This is a genomic window from Arthrobacter sp. ov118, from assembly GCF_900116495.1.
Classification (GTDB): domain Bacteria; phylum Actinomycetota; class Actinomycetes; order Actinomycetales; family Micrococcaceae; genus Arthrobacter.
In genome coordinates this window covers 23,481-42,054 of record NZ_FPAY01000016.1, presented here as the reverse complement: position 1 = coordinate 42,054, position 18,574 = coordinate 23,481, and the positions used below count along the sequence as shown (strand labels likewise).

Sequence of the window (18,574 nt, the reverse complement as noted above, 5' to 3'; positions counted from 1 at the left end):
GAGGGTGTGCGGCATTTCGGTGACCAGGGCCTTGGCCAGTCCGAGGAGGCGGCCGCCTTTGGCGGGGGATTCGCGCCGGGCCAGGGCGATCTGCGCGCCGGTGCCGGTGCCGAGCCGTTCCGGCGGTACCCCGGCGTTGGCCTGGGCCCGGCGCTGGGAGAGGTCGAAGGCCACCGCGATCCGGGCCTGGCGGGCCGCGGCGGCGGATTTCAGGTTTTCCAGCTCCCGGATCTCATCAATCATCCCGGCGCAGCCGGTGGCCAGCGGAACGGCCGCCAGCAGTGCGGTGACAGCCCCGAAAGACCCGCCGCGGAGCCGGCCCGCAGCGACGTCCGTGCCGCTGTTTCCCGTCGGAACCACGCCGGGCCCCTGCTTGCCGTCCATGAATCAAGTGTCGATGCGACCTACGACAAAATAAGGATGTACACGCGAGGGCAGGAAATGAGATCGGGGCCGTCGTCGGGAACTATCGCCACTGTCTCAAACGCCGGTGCGGGTCCATCATGGTAGAAGGTGTCAGTTAGGCGTCCCAGCCGGTATCGGGCGGGTGTTGACCATGAAGCAAAGGGAATCATTCGTGCTGCGGGGTAGCTTCGCGTCTTCTGACCGCCGCTCGCTGCTGAAAGCGGCCGGCATTGGGGCCGCGGGCCTGGCAGCGGCGCCTCTTCTGACCGCCTGCACTGACCAAAGCAAGCGTGCAGGTGACTCCGCCTCCGCCACGTCCACCGCCTCCAGTACGCCCTCTGCTTCCCTCCTTCCGGCACCGGAACCACAGGTCAAGCCGCTTCTGGATGAACAGAAGGTCAACGACGCCGTCGACAAGCTGGACGGCACAGTTGAGGGCGCGATGGACAGTACGGGAGTCCCCGGCATCGCCGTCGCGGTGGTCTACAAGGACCGGGTGGTGTACGCCAAAGGCTTCGGCGTGCGGGAGGCGGGCAAGCCGGAGACGGTGGACGCAGCCACGGTTTTTCAGCTGGCCTCGGTGTCCAAACCGCTGGCCTCCACGGTGGCGGCCATCGCCGTGGGCCGCAAGGCCCTGACGTGGACAGATCCAGTGATCAAGCACAGCCCGGATTTCGCCCTGAAGGACCCCTTCGTGACCGCCAACGCCACAGTTGCTGACCTCTTGTCCCACCAGGGCGGGCTGCATACTGGAGCGGGCGACCTGCTGGAGGATCTCGGATTCGACCAGTCCTACATTCTCAGCCACCTCAACCAGCAGCCGCTCGACTCCTTCCGGGCAAGCTACAACTACAGCAACTTCGGCTACACGGCCGGAGCCATGGCGGCCGCCGACGCCATGAAAATGCCCTGGGCCGAGCTGGCGGACGAGGTTTTGTTCAAGCCGCTGGGCATGAGCTCCACCAGTTACCGCCACGCCGATTACCAAAAGGCCCCGAACAGGGCCCTGATCCATGTGCCAGCCGGCAACAAGACCTGGGTCGCCAGGTACAGCCGCGACGCCGATGCCGAGGCGCCCGCCGGCGGCGCCAGTTCCTCCGCGCGGGATCTCGCCCTCTGGATCCGCCTCCAGCTCGCCAACGGCAGCTTTGACGGCAAGGAGGTCATCAGCCCCGATGCCCTTGGCATCACCCATGCGCCACACGTCGTGAACGGTCCGCCCGCGACGCCGGCCGCCCGCGCCCGCTTCTATGGGCTGGGCTGGAATGTCTCGTACGACGATCACGCCCGGCTCGTGCTTGGCCACTCTGGAGCTTTCAACCTGGGGGCAGCGACCGCCGTCTCCATGCTCCCGGGCGAACAGTTGGGCATCGTGGTCCTGACGAACGGCCGGCCGCAGGGCATTCCCGAGGCCATCTGTGCCACATTCTTTGACACAGCCCAGAACGGTGCCCCGACCGTGGACTGGTTCGGCTTCACGGCGACGGCCTTCCAAAAGATCGATGAAGCGGAGAAGCCTAAAGTCGACTACTCCCCGGCGCCGGCGGGACCCAAACCTGCGCGCGGCAACGGGTTTTACGCCGGCAGCTACGCCAACTCCTACTACGGTCCGCTCCACGTCGCGGTGGAGAACGGCGCGCTGTCCCTGGAGCTTGGCCCCGCCGGCAGGACCACGAAGTTCCCCCTCACCCACTTCGACGGCGATACCTTCAGCTTTGAATCCATCGGGGAGAACGGCAACGGCCTCGCCGGGGCAATCTTCGCCGCCCACGCCGGTGCTGCCGCCGGCGGCCAGGCGTCGAGCGTCAGGCTCGATTTCTACGATGAAACTGGACTCGGCACCTTCACCCGCAGCTGAGGCCAGTCTTCCGCGGGCGCACTCCCGCAAGCTCCTTCCGTATGCTTCAAGAGACCTAAGTCGACCCGAAGCAAGGAACCCATGCCGATCAACAGATACTCGCTCCGGGAAGACGGGTTCGCCGGGTTCAGGACCCTCGCAGCTCTGGAGATCAACCGGATCCCACAGCGCACCGGGATCTTCGCCGTCTTGCAGCCGGCGGGATACCAGCCGCGGTTCCTGCCCAAAAGCACGGCGGGCATCTTCAAGAAAAAGGATCCTTCCTTATCCGAAGCGGCATTGACCACCGAGTGGATCGAGGACGCGGACGTCGTCTATCTCGGGAAGGCCGGCGCCGGCAGCAAGGGCAACCGTGGGCTTCGCCGGCAAATCCAGGAGTTCATCGACTTCGGCAGGGGCAAGCCGCCGGGCCACTGGGACGGGCGGCTCATCTGGCAGCTCGCGGACCCCGGATCCCTTCTGATCGCCTGGAAGGAGCTCCCGGCGGAGGCGGTGAATGCGGCCGAGGCCGGATACCACGCCCGGTTCCGGGAGGACCACGGCCGGCTGCCGTTCGCCAACCTCGTCCAGGCCCGGGTCAAAGGAACGCCGGTCAAAGGGACGCCGCTCAAAGGGGTGCCGGTCAAAGGCACGGGCAGACCCAGAGCGGGCCAAAAGCAGATAGACGACGCCGGTTAGGCGCCACCGTGGGTGAACCGCCCCGCCACCAGTGTCGCGGCCACCGGCATCGCGGCAAAGTCCGCGTCGGAAACCGTCAGCGGGTCGCCGTCGAGCACCGCAATGTCGGCATGGTCCCCAACCCGGAGCCGGCCGCTGCCCCGGGTTGACGCCGTGAGTGCCTCCCGCCGCGTCAAAGCCTGTTCCGCGTGCCAGGGTCCCCGGCCATCCTGCCGGGCCCGCGCCGTGGCGGCGGACATGGCCGTCCACGGGTCCAGCCGAGCTACCGGAGCGTCGGAGCCCAAGGCGAGCTTCGCACCGGCAGCCACCAAGGAACGCAGCGGGAAGGACCGGTCTGTCCGGCCCGCCCAGTTGGCCTCGGCCGCGTCCCGGTCATCGAGGGCATGCGCCGGCTGGACGCTCGCCGTGACACCCAGCCGGCCGAAGCGGGCGAAATCCTCATTCCGGACAAACTGGGCATGCTCCACTCGTCCGCCAATGCCGGCCGCCTCGAAGGCGTCCAACGCCACGCGGTTGGCCGCATCGCCAATCGCGTGGACCGCAGGCACAAAGCCTGCCTGCCGCGCCCGGACCAGCAGGGCGAGCAGCTCCGGTGCGCTCACCGTCAGCAGGCCGTGGCTGCCGTCCGGGTACGGGTCAACGCAGTGTGCCGTGCGAGTATTGAGCGAGCCGTCGATCAGCACCTTCAACGGGCCCACGGTCAGGAGCCCGCCGCCGCCATCCACCGGCAAGCCTGTCCGCATCCCCTCGGCCACGGCCCGGTCCAGATCCTGCGGATAGACCCCGGCTTCGATCCGGAGCGCATCGAAGCCGCCGGCAATCCTGCGCAGCCACTCGTCACGGTTCCACGTCATCTCGAAGTCCACGATGCCCACTACGCCCCGCCCGGCGGCGGCCTTGCCCGCCTTCTGCACCCACGGATCCACCAGTGTGTCAGGAAGCCGGCCCAGTTCCCGGGTCAGCTCAAACGCCGGTTCCTCACGAAGCAGCCCGCTGCGGTCCACCGACACCCCGTATCGTTCGGCCGCCGCGGAGTTCAGCCAGACGCAGTGGAGGTCATGGCTCAGCAGGGCCGTAGGGCGGCCCTGCGTCGCTCCGTCGAGGAGGTCCAAGCTGGGCAGGTCCGGCCAGACTACATCGCGGAAACCGACTCCGACCAGCGTCGGCGCTGCTCCAAGCGCTGCATGCGCGCCGCTGCCGGCGGCATCCGGGGCGCCCGCCCCGGCGAGGTGGGACCCGACGACGGCGGCCGCCTCGCGAGCCGAATTGGCACCTGCGAGGTCAATCCGGTTGGAGGCAAGTGCCCACTGCGTCATGTGCACATGCTCATCCCACAGGCCCGGGATGACGTAACGGCCGTCGAGGTCCACCACCCGGGCGGCCTCGCGGCCGCCACTGGTCGGCCGCTGCTGCGACGGGATGATCGCGGCGACCACCCCATCGCGTATATAAACGTCGGAGCATATTTCGTCCCCGGGCTGCCGTATGGACGCCAACACGAGCTCCGGCACGCCGCTCTGATAGACGCTGCCGGGATAAATGCTGCGGGAATGGCGCTGTTCAGGCATAGCAACACATTAGGTGTGGAACGCCGGAGGACCTAAGTAGGCCGTAAGGGACTTTGGCCCCTTACGCCCGCATTGCGCGGCCGCCAAGCTGAGACCTACGGCGGTTCGGCGCGGCCTGGGGGCGCATCGCGGCAGAACGGCTTGTCCGACTGCGGCACTGGTCTCGCCGCGAATTGGGGGAAGGAAAGGGCTCTTGCTTTCCGGCAGCAGCCGGAAATGACGGGAGACCGCAGCTTAATGAACAAGTACAGCTTAATGAACAAGTACAGCTTAATGAACAAATACAGTGCACCTGCGCGGTTGCCCGCCCAGCCCGGAACCGTCAGGGAGCTCTGACGCTTCATGCACCACCATGGTGGGGACCCTAAACTCAAAGTTCTGATACGACTCGATGCCGAGGCTGAATGCGCCCGCATCGAGGTACACGGAGTTGTGACGGCAGCCAACGTGCGGGCGCTCTACGTTGTGTGCCGCCGGGTCACCAGCAAGCTCCCCGGGTTCGAACTCGTGCTCGACCTTGCGCACGCCCGCGTTTCCGCTCCCGCGATCGACGAGCTGCGTGAACGTGCCCGCCTTTCGTCCCTGTATTCCGGGATAGACGCCTCGGAGACTCCCTGCCGCCTCCGCCTCGTGGACCCGTTGGTCATCCTCAAAAGCAAGGAACACGCATGAAAGCGCTCGTCTATGGCGGTCCCGGAGAGAAGTCCTGGACCGACGTCCCCGATCCCACGATCCAGAGCCCCAGCGACGTGATCGTCAAAGTGGACACCACCACCATCTGCGGTACGGATCTGCACATCCTCAAAGGCGACGTCCCTGCAGTGGCCAAGGGCCGGATACTGGGCCACGAAGGCGTTGGTACCATCACGGAGGTCGGTGCCTCCGTGACCAGCCTCAGAGCCGGGGACCGGGTGATCATCTCCTGCATCAAGTCCTGCGGGCACTGCGCGAACTGCAAGACCGGCCTGTACTCCCACTGTCTGGGAGAGGAAGGCACCTCCGGCATCGGCTGGGTCTTCGGGCACCTGATAGACGGCACCCAGGCCGAATTCGTCCGCGTTCCGTACGCCGAAAACTCCCTGCACCTGCTGCCGGAGGGAGTCAGCGACCAGCAGGCGGTCATGCTCTCCGACATCCTGCCCACCGGCTTTGAGATCGGCGTGCAGTACGGCCGGGTCAAGCCCGGGGACACGGTGGCCGTGGTTGGGGCCGGCCCTGTGGGACTGGCCGCGATCGCCACCGCCGGCCTCTACGGCGCAGCGACGATCATCGCCGTCGATCTCGACGCCAACCGCCTGGAGAAATCCCGCGAATTCGGTGCCACCGATGTGGTCCTCTCCAGCGACGCCGACTGGAAGGAACAGGTGATGCTGCTGACCGACGGGCAGGGCGTCGATGTAGCGATCGAGGCCGTCGGTGTGCCGGCTACTTTCACCATGTGCACAGACATCGTGCGGCCCGGCGGCAACGTGGCCAATGTCGGCGTGCACGGCAAGGCCGTGGAACTGCACGTCGAGGAACTCTGGATCCGCAACATCAACATCAGCATGGGCCTGGTCAACACCAACACCACCCCCATGTTGCTCAAACTCGTGGCCCAGCAGAAAATCCCGGCGGACAGCTTCGCCACCCACCACTTCACCTTCGACGAATTCATCGAGGCCTACGACACCTTCGCCCGCGCGGCAGAGACGAAGGCCCTCAAAGTGGTGATCACGGCTTGATCCTCTGAAAGGACGTCGGCCATGAAAGCAGGCCGGATTGTCATGCTGGTGCTCGGTGCGCTGTGCGCCTTGATCGGATTAGGGTTGCTGGCCGGTGCCGGCGTCACCGGCTGGGCCAACTACCAGCAGCGCGACGGCGGGTACTTCACGACGCCGTTTGAGACGTTCGCGGGCAATTCTTACGCGCTGACGACCCCCCGCCTGGACATCATGACCGAAGACGCCATGCCCGACGGCGTCCCCGTGGATCTCCCAGGCAGCGTGCTGCTCCGTGGCTCCACTACGAACCCCGGCAAGAATATTTTCATCGGCGTTGCCCCGCGCTCCGACGTCGCGACCTACCTGGCAACGGTTCCGCACACCGAGATCGTGGACGTCAGGTTCGACCCCTTCCGCGCCCTCTACCGCGACGTGGCCGGCGCGAAAGCGCCCTCCAGCCCGGCGCAGCAGACCTTCTGGGCCGCGACTGCCACGGGCCCCGGGGAACAGGAGCTCAAGTGGGACCTGCGCTCCGGAGCGTGGGCTGTGGTTGTCATGAATGCCGACGCCACCGGTCCGGTGGCGGTGAATCTGCAGGCAGGGGCGCGCTCCGATCTGCTTTGGCCGATCTTCATCGGTCTGCTGATCGGCGGCGTCGTGATGCTACTGATCGGGGTGCCACTCATCGTGTTTGGCGCCGTGGGACTCGGCCGCGCAACGGGCCCCGGCTACCCGACCCCGGTCGGGCCGGTTACAGCCGGCGCGGGCAGCGGCGTTCCGACCGGCTACCCGGCTCCGCCGGGGCCTGCGTATCCGGTGACCCCGGGCGCCCCCGTGCCGTACGTGTATCCGGCGCGCCTTAATGGTTACCTCGACCCGAACCTGTCGCGCTGGATGTGGCTCGTGAAGTGGTTCCTGGCCATTCCGCACTGCATCGTGCTGTTCTTCCTCTGGTTCGCTTTCGGCGTGGTCACCATCGTGGCGTGGTTTGCGATCCTGTTCACGGGCCGCTTTCCGCGTTCACTGTTCAACTTCAATGTCGGTGTTATCCGCTGGAACTGGCGCGTGGCCTTCTACGCCTTCAGTGCGCTTGGCACGGACGTCTACCCGCCCTTCACGCTTGCCCGGACCGACTATCCGGCGGACTTCGACGTCGACTATCCCGACCGGCTGTCCCGTGGCTTGGTGCTGGTGAAATCGTGGCTGCTTGCCATCCCGCACCTGCTGATCATCGGCGTGCTCACAGGGACTGCGAGGTCCTGGGAGTTCCGGGACGGCCGCTGGGTGGAGCAAGGAGCGGGCATCTCGCTCCTGGCACTGCTGGTCTTCATTGCCGGAGTCATCCTGCTGTTCACGGGCCGATACTGGCCGGGGCTATTCGAACTCTTGCTGGGCCTGAACCGCTGGATCTATCGCGTCATCACGTACGTTGGCCTTCTGCGGGACGAATACCCGCCGTTCCACCTCGATATGGGCCCTGTTGATCCAGGCGGCGCGCCGGCACCTGTCCACACGGGACCCGCCGCCGGGCCTCCGGCCGATCCCGCCGTCGGGCCTCCCGTAACCTAGCGCCGCGCACCGAACCCTCAGCTCCTCTAGCCGCCGACCCCCTTGCCACGAACACCCCGCAAGAACATAGTTGAGGGAATTCACGAACTCCGCGGCACTAGGCAGGCCACCATGCTGAATTACGCGATTCCGGAACACGGTTTGCTGCACGGCAAGACCGCCCTGATCTACGGCGGCGGCGGGGCCGTCGGCGGAGCAGTGGCCCGGGCTTTCGCGGCTGAAGGCGCCGTGGTCTACGTCGCCGGGAGGACCGAATCCCGGCTGGAGAAGGTGGCCCGCGACATCCGCGAGGCCGGCGGTACCGCCGAGACCGCCGTCGTCGACGCCCTAGACGAGGAGCAAGTGGATGCCTTCGTGGACCGGGTGGCGAAAAAAAGCAAAAGGATCGACATCTCCTTCAACGTGATCTCGTTCGGAGACGTCCAGCAGCCGCTCATGGACATCAATGTGGATGACTTCACCCGGCCCATCACTCTCGCCGCGCGCACGCACTTTCTCACCACCCGGGCGGCCGCCGCCCACATGGTCAGGCAGCGCTCCGGCGTGGTGCTCATGTTCGGCGGTTCGGGGCCGCAGACCATCCCGGGCCTCGGCGGTTTCAAGGTGGCGCTCGACGCGATGGAAGGACTGCGCCGGCAGTGGGCCTTGGAACTGGGAAAACACGGCATCCGGGTGGTGACCATGGTCACCGGCGGCATCATCGAAACCATCCCGTGGCAGGCCGAAGGCAGGGACGAGATCGTGGTGGAGATCGCCCGGGCGGCGCACCTAAATCGCACGGCGACGCTGGCGGACGTCGGTAACGTAGCCTCGTTTATCGTCTCGGACCGGGCGGCCGCCATCACAGACGCGACAGTCAACATCTCTGCCGGCGCGATCGTGGACTACTAAGGCCGGCTAACCCACCAGGTTGGCGGCGGCGACGTCCATGTGTTCGCGGATGGTTTTGCCGGCTAGCGAGGCGTCGCCGGTTTCGATGGCGCCGACGATGTCGTTGTGCCGGTCCACGCGCATGTTCCGGACGCCCTTTTCGAGTCCGGCGAACATGATGGACATCCGGATGGACCCTTCCAGGGATTCCCATGAGTGGAGAAGCGTCTCATTGCCGGTGAGCCGGCACATGGTGCGGTGGAAGTCGAGATCGGATTCGACCCGCTCCTCAAGGGTCCCGTGGGTGGCCGCCTCCATGGTCTGGATGGCTGCGCGGAGCGAACCGATGACGTGCTGGCGGTCCGGCAGTTCGCACAGGCTGCGTGCCGCCAGGGACTCCAGGGCGGCCCGGACGGAGTAGATGTCACGGATTTCCTTGGCATCCAGGTGCCGCACAGAGAGCCTGCCGCGGGCACCGGCGGACACGAGGCCTTCCTGCTCGAGTTGCCGCAGAGCCTCCCGGAGCGTGCCGCGGCTGATCTGCAGCATCTCGGACAGCTCGGTTTCCACCAGATGGCGGCCCGGCTCCAGTGCGCCGCTGGTGATGGCTGTCCGGAGTGCGGCCAGCGCCTGCTCGCGGAGGCTCTTCTTTTCCAGTCCCAGCAGGGTTGCAGTCGCGGCCATCGGTTTCTCCCAAGGTCAGTGGTCAACTGTTTACAGTTGCCGTGTTAACAATGATGCCACGGCAGGGTGCGCGGGGCGGGCGGCCGTCCCCGCGCACCCTGCCGTGGGCCTGCGCCGGGCTGGCGCCGGCGCCCGAGCCGGGCCTAGCCGAGCTCGGCGAGGACCTTGGCCACGATCCGCTGGACCGAGAGGCCGTAGCGTTCGTGCAGCGTCGGCAGGGCCCCGGCGTCGAGGAACTCGTCGGGCAGAGCCACCGGCACCACGCGCTTGCCGAGGCCAGCGGTGACCACTGCGGAGGCGACGGTTTCGAACAGGCCGCCGATAACGCTGTGGTTCTCCAGGGTGACCGCCAGGCGGTCGGTGTTGATTTCGGCTAGGACCGTGGCGGCGTCGAACGGTTTGATGGTGGGCGTGTGAACGACGGCGACGTCCACGTTGTGCGCCGCCAGCGCCTTGGCAGCCTGCAGTGCCCGCATGGTCATTAGGCCGCTGGAGACGAAGACGACGTCGTTGCCGCCGCGCAAGACCTTGGCCTTGCCGAGTTCGAAGGTGTAGTCGTACTCGTCCAGGACTGTGGGGACGTTGCCCCGGAGCAGGCGCAGGTAGGTGGGTCCTTCGCTGGCTGCGAGTTGGGGGACGGCCTGTTCGATGTCGAGGGAGTCGCAGGGGTCCACGATGGTCAGGTTGGGCATGCCGCGGAAGATTGCCATGTCCTCGGTGGCCTGGTGGCTGGGGCCATAGCCGGTGGTCAGTCCCGGGAGGCCGCCCACGATGTTGACGTTCAAATTTGGTTCGGCGGCGTCGAGGCAGAGGAAGTCGTAGGCGCGGCGGGCCGCGAACACGGAGTACGTGGACGCGAACGGGACCAGGCCGGTCTCGGCGAGCCCGGCTGCGGCGCCGAAGAGCAGCTGCTCGGCCATGCCCATCTGGAAGAACCGTTCCGGGAACGCCTTGGCGAAGATGTGCATGTCGGTGTACTTGCCCAGGTCCGCAGTCAGTCCCACGATCTTGTCGTTCTCCTGCGCGGCCTCGACCAGTGCATGCCCGAACGGGGCGGAGGCGGTCTTCTGGCCCGGGTCGGCAAAGGAGGCGATCATGGCGGAGGTCTTCAGTTTCGGCTTGGCCGCTGTTGTAGTGTCGGGCGCCTCGGTGGTGGTGCTCATGCTGAAGCCTTTCCTTCGTATCCGGCGGTGAGCTGCTCGCGGCAGGTCTGCCACTCGTGTTCTTCGATGCGCATGAAGTGCGCCTTTTCGCGGTCCTCCAGCAGCGGCACGCCGCGGCCCACCTTCGTGTCGCAGAGGATCACGGAGGGACGTCCGACGGCGGCGGCCTGGGCCGCGGCGTTGTCGAACGCTGCGAGCAGCGCGCCGACGTCGTTGCCGTCCACCCGCTGGGCGTACCAGCCGGCGGCCGCCCATTTTTCCGTGATCGGTTCGGTGCGGAGCACGGTGTCGGTCTTGCCGTCGGCCTGGAGGGCATTGATGTCCACCATGGCGGTGAGGTTGCCGAGCTGGTGGTGGTGGGCGCCCATGGCGGCTTCCCACGTGGAGCCTTCGTCCAGTTCCCCGTCGGAAAGGAAGTTGTAGACTCTGGCGTCCGAGCCCTGGTGGCGCAGCCCCAGGGCCATGCCGACGGCGATGGTCAGTCCGTGGCCCAGCGAGCCGCCGGAGATTTCCATGCCGGGGGTATAGGTGGACATCCCGGACATCGGCAGCCGGGAGTCGTCGGAGCCGTAGGTCTGAAGTTCCTCGACCGGGACGATGCCGGCCTCGGCCAGCGCCGCGTAGTGCCCGATCGCGTAGTGGCCGGTGGAGAGCAGGAACCGGTCGCGGGCCTCCCAGTGCGGGTCCTCGGCACGGAACCGCAGCTGGTCCGCGTAGACAACAGCCAGCATGTCGGCTGCACCCAGTGCCTGCCCCACGTAGCCCTGGCCCTGCACCTCGCCCATGTTCAGGGCGTGGTGCCGGATCCGGTAGGCCGCGTCGCCGACTTTTGCGATGCGGTCCTGGTCCGCCTGGTTTTGGCCGGGCTGTGCCTGGACGGTCTGTGTTGGCATTGCTTGCTCCGTGTTCGTGTTGTGCGTGAGGGTCATTAGATGCTCACCGTGTTGGAGGTGCTTTTGGTGGCTTCGTCAGCCAGTTGGCGCTCACGCTTGCCCCAGGTCTCCCGGGTGGCAAGGGCGGCCCAGAGGCCGATGGCCGCGTAGGCGCCGAAGAGCAGTGCCGGGCCCATCCAGCCCAGGCTCACGAACAGCAGCGTGGTGATGAACGGGGTGAAGCCGGAGACCATGGCGGAGATCTGGTAGGCCAGCGAGGCGCCGGAGGCGCGGGTCTTGGCCTGGAAGAGCTCCGGGAACCATGCACCCTGGGCGCCGGCGAGTGAGTTCTGGCAGACGGCGTAGGAGATCACGAGGGTGGCGATAATGAAGATGAACAAGCCGGTGTTGACCAGCAGGAACATCGGTACAGCGAAGAGGACGGCGAAGGCGCAGGACCAGACGTAGACAGGGCGGCGGCCGATCTTGTCGGTCAGGCGGGCCCAGGCCTGGGTGGCGAAGATGCCGATCGCCGAGGCGATGCAGAGGGCCACGAGGGTCTGGGTCTTGTCCGCCAGGTGCTGGCTGTTGAGGTAGGAAATCATGTAGGTGATGGATACGGCGTAGCCGGCGGTCTCGGCGATGCGCAGGCCGATGCCCTTGACGATGTTGCGCCAGTCGGTCTTGATGACCTCGACGATGGGGGACTTGACGATGTCGCCGTGGTCCTTGACCTCGTCGAAGACCGGGGACTCGGGGACCTTGGAGCGGATGATCAGGCCGACGATAACCAGCACGATGCTGGCCAGGAAGGGGATACGCCAGGCGAGTTCGCCGCCGAGCTGGACGCTGACCAGGAAGACGAGGTTGGCCAGCAGCAGGCCCACCGGGAAACCGGCCTGGACTATGCCGGTGAACTTGCCCTTGGACTTCCACGGGGCGTGCTCGTAGCTCATCAGGATCGCGCCGCCCCATTCCGCGCCGAAAGCCAGGCCCTGGACAATGCGGACGAACACGAGCAAGCCGGGGGCCAGCAGCCCCACCTGGCTGTAGGTCGGCAGCAACCCGATCAGGAACGTGGCGAGGCCCATCAGGATGAGGGAGGCCACGAGGACCGGCTTGCGGCCCACCTTGTCACCGAGGTGGCCGCCGATGATGCCGCCGATGGGACGGGCCGCAAACCCGACGCCGAGAGTGGCGAACGCCGCCAGCGTTCCCGTCACGGGGTCGCCGGTGGGGAAGAAGGCCGTGCCGAAGTACAGGGCCGCGGCGGTGCCGAAACCAATGAAGTCATATGTTTCGATCACCGCGCCAACGCCGGAGCCGATTGCGACGCGCCGGGCTTCTTTCGTGCCGTGCACCGGGCCCCGCATGGTGAGAGCTTCGTTGCTCATGTCAATCCCTTTCGAAGAGAGCGGCCGACGCTTCAGCGCCAACGCTGTCGACTGTTAACAGATGATACGCCAGTGTGATCCACGCCATAAGTCATTGTCAACAGTCAACTTTCAGAGTTGACTGTTGACAGTCGCCCTTAGTAGTGTGGTCCACATCACCTCCCCAAGCGCGACCAGAGGATCAACGACGATGTTCAATGCCCGGCTCGGCTGCTCGTCCATCAGCTTCCGCCACCAGGACCTACCCACAGCCCTGCGCACCATTGCGGACCTCGGCTTCGAGGAAATAGACCTAGGCGCCCTCCCCGGAGTGTGCGACCACGTCCCCTATGACCTGGACGCCGGTGCCGTCGCCGCCGTGACGGCCGATGTCCGGGCCTCCGGCCTGCGGGTCCGTTCGGTGAACGGGGACATCGGCGACCTGAACGCCCTGCTCGACGCCGCCGAGCAGTCCGCCCGCGACCGGCACCTTGCTGCCCTCCTCGGCCTGGCGGCCGGCACCGGTGCCAAAGCCCTTGTCCTGCCCTGCGGTGCACTCGGCCACGACCCGGTCCGCAGCCTCGACGAGGACCTGGGGACCATCGCCGCGCAGCTCATCCGGGCCCAGCGCAAGGCGGAGGAGTTCGGCGTCGAACTCTGGACAGAGTCACTGCACTTCCTGCGCTTCTGCTGGAACCTGGAGCGCGCAGAACTGCTGGCCCGGCGCCTGGCCGGCTCCGGCGTCGGAATCGTCATGGACTTCAGCCATATTGTGGCGGCCGGCGAGAACCCGCTGGACTACCTCAAGCGGCATCGGGGCCGGATCGCCCACATCCACCTGCGCGACGCCGTGCCGGGGAACATCAACCTCAGCATCGGCAACGGCGACGCCGATTTCGCCGCCGGCCTGGCTGCACTCGCAGCCGTCGGCTACACCGGCCACTTCTCCCTGGAGCTGGAAACCCGGGACCTCACCCACGACGAACGCCCGGCCGCGGCCGCAAAGGCCGCCGCCTTCATCACAGACCTCATCTGAACCCCAAACAAGCAAGCAACTAAAGCAACCCAAGGAGCATCATGACCACCATCCAGCGCACCGCCGTCCTCACCGGGGCAACCTCGGATCGGGGCATCGGCATTACCACCGCACGCCGCTATGCCAGCCAGGGCTGGGCCGTGGTGATCTTGGACCTCGACGGCGAGAAGTCCGCCAAGGTTGCAGCGGAAATCGGCAACGAATTCAACGTCCCGGCATTCGGCCACGAGATCGACGTGGCCAACGAGGACTCCGTCAACGCCGCCTACAAGGCAGTGGCGGCCGAGGTCGCCTCCGGCACGCTCCCGGCCGTCGGCGCCCTGGCCAACATCGCCGGCATCACCTCGCCCGTGCCGTTCCTGGAGACCACCCTGGATCTCTGGAACAAGATCATGGCCGTGAACTCCACCGGCACCTACCTGGTCACCAAGGCGTTCCTGCCGGACATGATCGCCAGCGGGTGGGGCCGGATCGTGAATATGTCCTCCGTCTCGGCCCAGCGCGGCGGCGGCGTGTTCGGCAAGGTCCCCTACTCCGCGGCCAAGGCGGCCATCCTGGGCTTCACCAAGGCCCTGGCCCGCGAAATCGGGCCCACTGGCGTCACCGTCAACGCCATCACGCCGGGCGCCGTGGACACCAACATCCGCGTGGGCAGCACCGAGGAGCAGGAAGCGGCGATCAACGCCGGCATCCCGTTGGGACGTAACGCTACCACCGAGGAAATCGCGGCAGTCATCACCTTCCTGTCCTCCGAGGAATCCGCGTACCTCACCGGCACCACCATCGACATCAACGGTGGAAGCCACATCCACTAGCCGTCCCCTTGCACAGGACGGTCCGCATCCCGCTGGCGTGCCGCAAGCCGCAGGAGCACGGCACTGCGCCCGGCTACTGCACGCTGACCTGGATCCGCTGCACCACGTTGTTGCCCATGCCCTGATAGTTCCACACCGATTCCAGCGGCTGCACGGCACCGCTGGAATCGGCGGCGCGGCAGGCCAGCTCGTGCTCGCCGGAGTCGGCCACCCACGGCATCGACCACGCGCACCATGCGAACGGCGAAGCCGGGTGTTCCAGCTGGGCCGGCGCCCACTTGCCGTCGATCCCGACGTCGACGCGCTGCACGGCCCCCTGGCCGGACCACGCCCGGCCGGTCAGCATTACCGGCCCCGCGGGAAGGATCCGGCTCCGGGTGAAGAAATCCGGCACGCCCGGCGGAACCATCAGCGAGCGGACCTTCATCCACGTGACCGGGGTGCCGGCGTCGTCCGCGTCGTGCTGGTAGCGGTATGCCACGGCCTGCTGGAAACCCTCGTAGGGCCTGGTCAAAACCTTGATCGAGGACAGCCACTTCACGCTGGCCATGCCGTACCAGCCGGGGACCACCAGCCGCAGCGGGTAGCCGTGCTGCGGCGGCAGTTCCGCCCCGTTCATCCGGTAGGCGAGTAGCACGTCGGGCCGCAGGGCCTCCTCGATGGGCAGGCTTCGGGCGTACTGCTGGGGGACACCGCCCTGGACGCCGGAGTCCGCTCCGCTGAAGAGCACTTCCACGGCGTCGTCCTCCACCCCCGCCCGGGCCAGAAGGTAGGCCAGAGGGACGCCGGTCCATACGGCGGTGCCTACACCCTCCAAGACCCAGGGCTGGCTCAGCGGGCGCGGCCGCAGGAGGGACCGGCCGTTGCCGGCGCACTCCAGCGTGACCGGGAGGGTGATGCTCGGCGCCCGGAGCAAGGCCCGCAGGCTCAATTCCACGGAGCGCTGCACGGCCCCGCCAATCCGCAGGTGCCAGTTCCCGGCGTCGATGAACGGGATGTCGAAATGGGTCAGCACGTAGTGCAGCCCGGGCGGCGTCGTGTCATTCCGCAGGGCCTCGAGCGGCATGGAATGGTTGCGCACCGCGAGTTGGAGCTCTTCCGCCGTCAGCGGGCCGTGGCTCGGCTCGCCGGAATGCGGCCGCGGGTTTCCTGCCTGGCGACGCGGAGCCTTCAGGACAGAGGAATGTCGGGACATTTGCTTTGGCATGGCGCTGCGATTCGTCTGTTGGACCAGCCCGGTTTTGGCCGGTGCCACCTGAACTCAGGTTTACGCCGCCGCCCGGAAGCCGTCAATACCGGTCAGGCGGCAGCCGGGCCAGTGCCGGGAGGGACGCGGCGCCGGCGGCTACAGGGTGTGCGCCTCGGCCAGGAACTGCTCGAGGCTCAGCGGCTCGCGGCCCGTCAGTTCATGCACGTCGGGCGTCGGCCCGGCCAGTTCGCCGGCCGCGATGGCCGTGTAAGTGCTGACCCAGGCATCCACCTGCCACGGCGGTGCACCATAGGAGGCGCGTGACGCGTAGGCCTCCTCCAGGGTTTCGTTGTGGAAGCTGACGGTCCGGCCGGTTCTGGCCGTGAGGATATACGCGCCACGGGTCAAAGAGATGTTTTCCGGGCCGGTGAGATTGTAGGTCCGTCCCACATGCAGGGCCGGGTCCCGCAGCACGGCAACGGCCGAGCGGGCAACGTCCGACCGGGCCACGGCCGCCATGACGCCGTCACCGGCAGGCCCCCGGATGACGCCGTCCTCCCCGGCCAGCAGCGGCAGGAAGTCCAGGTAGAAGTTGTCCCGCAGGAACGTGTAGTCCATGCCGGAGGCCTTGATCCGTTCCTCTGTCGCGAAGTGGTCCCGGCCCAAGGTGAACGTGGCATCCGGCGCTGCTCCGAAGAACGAGGTGTACACAATGTGCTGGACCCCGGCTGCGGCGGCCGCGTCAACGAAGGCGTAGTGCTGCTGCAGGCGGTCCTCGGCTTCGGCGGCGGAGACCATGAACAGCGTTTTCGCACCGAGCAGCGCTGCCTTCGTCCGCTCCTCGTCGGCGTAGGTGGTCACGAAGGGGACAGCGCCGTCGAGTTCGGGAGCGCGGGCGGCGTCCCGTACCAGAAGGCGCTGAGCGCTGCCGGCCTGCGCCAGCAGCCGGGCCACCAGGGCGCCGAGTTGGCCGGTGGAGCCGGTGACGGCGAGATCGGGCGCGGCGGTCACGGACTAGGCCTCGCGGGAGGCGGGCGATTTGGTCTGCGCCGGATCGCGTTCGGCGAGCGATCCGATGACGGCATCGATCTTGTCCATGATCACCGGGTCCAGCTTCACTCCGGCGGCCGCCACGTTCCGCTCGATCTGCTCCGGCCGGGATGCGCCCATGATGGCTGAGGCCACGTTCCTGTTCTGCAGCACCCAGGCAATACTGAGCTGGGCCATGGTCAGCCCTGTCTCATCCGCAATCGGTTTGAGCTGCTGGACGCTGTTCAAAACCTCGTTGGACATCCAGCGTTCGATCATCCGCGAACCGCCTTTCGCGTCCGTGGCCCGGCTGCCCGCGGGGGCGGGCTTGCCGGGGTGGTACTTGCCGCTCAGCACGCCCTGCGCCATCGGGGACCAAACGATCTGGGACAAGCCCAGTTCTTCCGACGTGGGAATCACCTCGGCCTCGATTACCCGCCACAGCATGGAATATTGCGGCTGGTTGGAGATCAGCTGGAAGCCCAGGTCCTTGGCCAGGGCGTGGCCGTCGCGGATCTGGTTGGCCGTCCACTCGCTGACCCCGATGTACAGGGCCTTGCCCTGGCGCACAATATCCGCGAAGGCCTGCATAGTCTCTTCCAGCGGCGTCTCGAAGTCGTAGCGGTGGGCCTGGTACAGGTCCACGTAGTCGGTTTGCAGCCGCCGGAGGGAGCCGTTAATGGATTCCATGATGTGCTTGCGGGACAGGCCCAGATCGTTGTGGCCTTTGGGGCCGGTGGGGCCGAAGACTTTGGTGAAGATTTCCAATGACTCCCGGCGTTCATCCTTCAGGGATTCGCCCAGGACGGTCTCCGCCGCCGTGTTGGCGTACACGTCTGCCGTGTCGAAGGTGCTGATTCCGGCGTCGAGCGCGGCCCGGACGCACTGGGTGGCGACGTCGTTCCCAACCTGCGAGCCGTGGGTCAGCCAGTTACCGAAGGTGATTTCCGAAATCTTGAAGCCGCTGTTCCCAAGGTATCTGAATTCCATGGGTCCCAACGTAGCCGACTTGTTTGCCGGGGGTAAGGCCTCAGCCGGCTTTGCGCTCCTGGGCCTGTGGTTTGGCTTTGCCGGCCTGGAGAATGCCGCGCAGCGACACCAGGGAGCCGGTGTCGAGCAGGGATTTCGGGACGGGCATCGGCGGCTTCTTGAACGCGCGGGGGACTACGCCGAGTGTTCCGTTGCTGTCCGTGGCCGACTCCACGAGGGCCGAGACTTTCGTGATGTCCCGCGCCGGCGCCTTGGGGCTGGGCAAGTCGCGGACCGAAACCCGGACGGCGGGGCCGGCCTCGGCCTTGGCCCTCGCGGCGGCACGGGCATCCGCCCGGGCCACGGCAGCCGCCCACTCCGGCGAGATTGCGGGCTCCGTCTTGGCACCGAACCGAGCGGGGCGGCCCGGCTTGACCATCCCGGCCGTCCCCGCAGGCTTCGCGGCCGGTCGGCCGGCTGGACGGCCTGCTGGTTGGTCTGCCCGCTGGTTCCGCGGCTGCGGGTCGCGGCCGGGGACTCTCGCAACGGCCATGATTACAACAGCCGCAAGCCGGCCGATTCCGGCGATCACAAGCGTGGCGGCGAAGACCACGAAGAGTCCGAGGAACATGAAGAACGCCACGCCAAGGGTGCCGAAAAAAGTTAGGTTCAGCGCAATGGTTGTCGGATCTTCCATGTCACCTCTCCTAGCCAGCCTGCTGCAGCGCGGCCCCCTGCCGCAAGCACGTGGCGGGCAGGAGCCTCGCTTAACAATACGTACTTTTTGCCGGCT

General features: G+C 66.8%; 16 protein-coding genes and 2 pseudogenes. 8 read left to right on the top strand and 10 right to left on the bottom strand.

Annotated features, from left to right (window positions below; genetic code table 11):
• Positions 1–384, bottom strand: a pseudogene (locus BM372_RS19990) (HNH endonuclease); the annotation flags it as partial.
• A 172-nt stretch (positions 385–556) separates the two neighbouring features.
• Here BM372_RS19990 and BM372_RS19985 point away from each other — a divergent pair.
• On the top strand, positions 557–2,263 hold the full coding sequence (locus BM372_RS19985; RefSeq protein WP_090957196.1) for a serine hydrolase: 1,707 nt from the start codon (positions 557–559) through the stop codon (positions 2,261–2,263).
• Between the two features lie 81 nt (positions 2,264–2,344).
• Positions 2,345–2,845: pseudogene (locus tag BM372_RS19980) on the top strand (hypothetical protein); the annotation flags it as partial.
• Between the two features lie 92 nt (positions 2,846–2,937).
• Here the strand turns inward: BM372_RS19980 and BM372_RS19975 are convergent.
• On the bottom strand, positions 2,938–4,509 hold the full coding sequence (locus tag BM372_RS19975) for an amidohydrolase (RefSeq protein WP_090957191.1): 1,572 nt from the start codon (positions 4,507–4,509) through the stop codon (positions 2,938–2,940).
• Positions 4,510–4,941: 432 nt separating this feature from the next.
• On the opposite strand from BM372_RS19975, the gene BM372_RS19970 reads away from it, so the two are divergent.
• The 4 genes from BM372_RS19970 (at position 4,942) to BM372_RS19955 (ending at position 8,672) form a co-directional block, all read left to right on the top strand.
• Positions 4,942–5,181 (top strand): hypothetical protein, encoded by a 240-nt coding sequence (locus BM372_RS19970; protein WP_090957190.1) that lies wholly within the window; start codon positions 4,942–4,944, stop codon positions 5,179–5,181.
• Positions 5,178–6,233, top strand: coding sequence for a zinc-dependent alcohol dehydrogenase family protein (locus BM372_RS19965; RefSeq protein WP_090957189.1), 1,056 nt, complete (start codon positions 5,178–5,180; stop codon positions 6,231–6,233). Before BM372_RS19970 ends, BM372_RS19965 begins: the two co-directional genes overlap by 4 nt.
• A 21-nt stretch (positions 6,234–6,254) precedes the next feature.
• On the top strand, positions 6,255–7,781 hold the full coding sequence (locus BM372_RS19960) for a DUF4389 domain-containing protein (RefSeq protein ID WP_090957188.1): 1,527 nt from the start codon (positions 6,255–6,257) through the stop codon (positions 7,779–7,781).
• 111 nt (positions 7,782–7,892) lie between these two features.
• Entirely contained in the window at positions 7,893–8,672 is a 780-nt protein-coding gene (locus BM372_RS19955) for an SDR family NAD(P)-dependent oxidoreductase (protein ID WP_090957187.1), read from the top strand.
• A gap of 6 nt (positions 8,673–8,678) precedes the next feature.
• Here the strand turns inward: BM372_RS19955 and BM372_RS19950 are convergent, their stop codons facing one another.
• The 4 genes from BM372_RS19950 to BM372_RS19935 all read right to left on the bottom strand — a co-directional run bounded on the left by BM372_RS19950 (position 8,679) and on the right by BM372_RS19935 (position 12,764).
• Complete coding sequence (locus tag BM372_RS19950) at positions 8,679–9,335, bottom strand: GntR family transcriptional regulator (RefSeq protein ID WP_090957186.1); 657 nt, start codon at positions 9,333–9,335, stop codon at positions 8,679–8,681.
• A gap of 143 nt (positions 9,336–9,478) precedes the next feature.
• On the bottom strand, positions 9,479–10,498 hold the full coding sequence (locus BM372_RS19945) for a transketolase family protein (RefSeq protein ID WP_090957185.1): 1,020 nt from the start codon (positions 10,496–10,498) through the stop codon (positions 9,479–9,481).
• Positions 10,495–11,391 (bottom strand): transketolase, encoded by an 897-nt coding sequence (locus BM372_RS19940; protein ID WP_090957195.1) that lies wholly within the window; start codon positions 11,389–11,391, stop codon positions 10,495–10,497. Before BM372_RS19940 ends, BM372_RS19945 begins: the two co-directional genes overlap by 4 nt.
• Positions 11,392–11,426: 35 nt before the next feature.
• Entirely contained in the window at positions 11,427–12,764 is a 1,338-nt protein-coding gene (locus tag BM372_RS19935; RefSeq protein ID WP_090957184.1) for an MFS transporter, read from the bottom strand.
• A 190-nt stretch (positions 12,765–12,954) separates the two neighbouring features.
• Here BM372_RS19935 and BM372_RS19930 point away from each other — a divergent pair, with 190 nt between their 5' ends.
• Together BM372_RS19930 and BM372_RS19925 are read left to right on the top strand one after the other, a co-directional pair.
• Positions 12,955–13,779, top strand: coding sequence for a sugar phosphate isomerase/epimerase family protein (locus BM372_RS19930; RefSeq protein ID WP_090957183.1), 825 nt, complete (start codon positions 12,955–12,957; stop codon positions 13,777–13,779).
• Positions 13,780–13,820: 41 nt separating this feature from the next.
• Complete coding sequence (locus BM372_RS19925) at positions 13,821–14,594, top strand: SDR family NAD(P)-dependent oxidoreductase (protein ID WP_090957182.1); 774 nt, start codon at positions 13,821–13,823, stop codon at positions 14,592–14,594.
• Between the two features lie 73 nt (positions 14,595–14,667).
• On the opposite strand, the gene BM372_RS19920 is transcribed toward BM372_RS19925, so the two are convergent.
• From BM372_RS19920 to BM372_RS19905, 4 genes are all read right to left on the bottom strand, one after another.
• Entirely contained in the window at positions 14,668–15,789 is a 1,122-nt protein-coding gene (locus tag BM372_RS19920) for a sulfite oxidase (protein ID WP_177236089.1), read from the bottom strand.
• A gap of 150 nt (positions 15,790–15,939) precedes the next feature.
• Entirely contained in the window at positions 15,940–16,794 is an 855-nt protein-coding gene (locus BM372_RS19915; RefSeq protein ID WP_090957181.1) for an SDR family oxidoreductase, read from the bottom strand.
• 3 nt (positions 16,795–16,797) lie between these two features.
• Positions 16,798–17,802, bottom strand: coding sequence for an aldo/keto reductase family protein (locus BM372_RS19910; RefSeq protein ID WP_090957180.1), 1,005 nt, complete (start codon positions 17,800–17,802; stop codon positions 16,798–16,800).
• Between the two features lie 40 nt (positions 17,803–17,842).
• Positions 17,843–18,478, bottom strand: coding sequence for a hypothetical protein (locus BM372_RS19905; RefSeq protein WP_090957179.1), 636 nt, complete (start codon positions 18,476–18,478; stop codon positions 17,843–17,845).
• Positions 18,479–18,574 lie beyond the last annotated feature (96 nt).

Excerpts from the sequence above, each read along its gene's own strand:
- BM372_RS19985 (WP_090957196.1), top strand. The coding sequence starts at position 557 with ATGAAGCAAAGGGAATCATTCGTGCTGCGGGGTAGCTTCGCGTCTTCT.
- BM372_RS19975 (WP_090957191.1), bottom strand. The coding sequence starts at position 4,509 with ATGCCTGAACAGCGCCATTCCCGCAGCATTTATCCCGGCAGCGTCTAT.
- BM372_RS19965 (WP_090957189.1), top strand. The coding sequence starts at position 5,178 with ATGAAAGCGCTCGTCTATGGCGGTCCCGGAGAGAAGTCCTGGACCGAC.
- BM372_RS19960 (WP_090957188.1), top strand. The coding sequence starts at position 6,255 with ATGAAAGCAGGCCGGATTGTCATGCTGGTGCTCGGTGCGCTGTGCGCC.
- BM372_RS19955 (WP_090957187.1), top strand. The coding sequence starts at position 7,893 with ATGCTGAATTACGCGATTCCGGAACACGGTTTGCTGCACGGCAAGACC.
- BM372_RS19950 (WP_090957186.1), bottom strand. The coding sequence starts at position 9,335 with ATGGCCGCGACTGCAACCCTGCTGGGACTGGAAAAGAAGAGCCTCCGC.
- BM372_RS19945 (WP_090957185.1), bottom strand. The coding sequence starts at position 10,498 with ATGAGCACCACCACCGAGGCGCCCGACACTACAACAGCGGCCAAGCCG.
- BM372_RS19940 (WP_090957195.1), bottom strand. The coding sequence starts at position 11,391 with ATGCCAACACAGACCGTCCAGGCACAGCCCGGCCAAAACCAGGCGGAC.
- BM372_RS19935 (WP_090957184.1), bottom strand. The coding sequence starts at position 12,764 with ATGAGCAACGAAGCTCTCACCATGCGGGGCCCGGTGCACGGCACGAAA.
- BM372_RS19930 (WP_090957183.1), top strand. The coding sequence starts at position 12,955 with ATGTTCAATGCCCGGCTCGGCTGCTCGTCCATCAGCTTCCGCCACCAG.
- BM372_RS19925 (WP_090957182.1), top strand. The coding sequence starts at position 13,821 with ATGACCACCATCCAGCGCACCGCCGTCCTCACCGGGGCAACCTCGGAT.
- BM372_RS19920 (WP_177236089.1), bottom strand. The coding sequence starts at position 15,789 with ATGTCCCGACATTCCTCTGTCCTGAAGGCTCCGCGTCGCCAGGCAGGA.
- BM372_RS19910 (WP_090957180.1), bottom strand. The coding sequence starts at position 17,802 with ATGGAATTCAGATACCTTGGGAACAGCGGCTTCAAGATTTCGGAAATC.
- BM372_RS19905 (WP_090957179.1), bottom strand. The coding sequence starts at position 18,478 with ATGGAAGATCCGACAACCATTGCGCTGAACCTAACTTTTTTCGGCACC.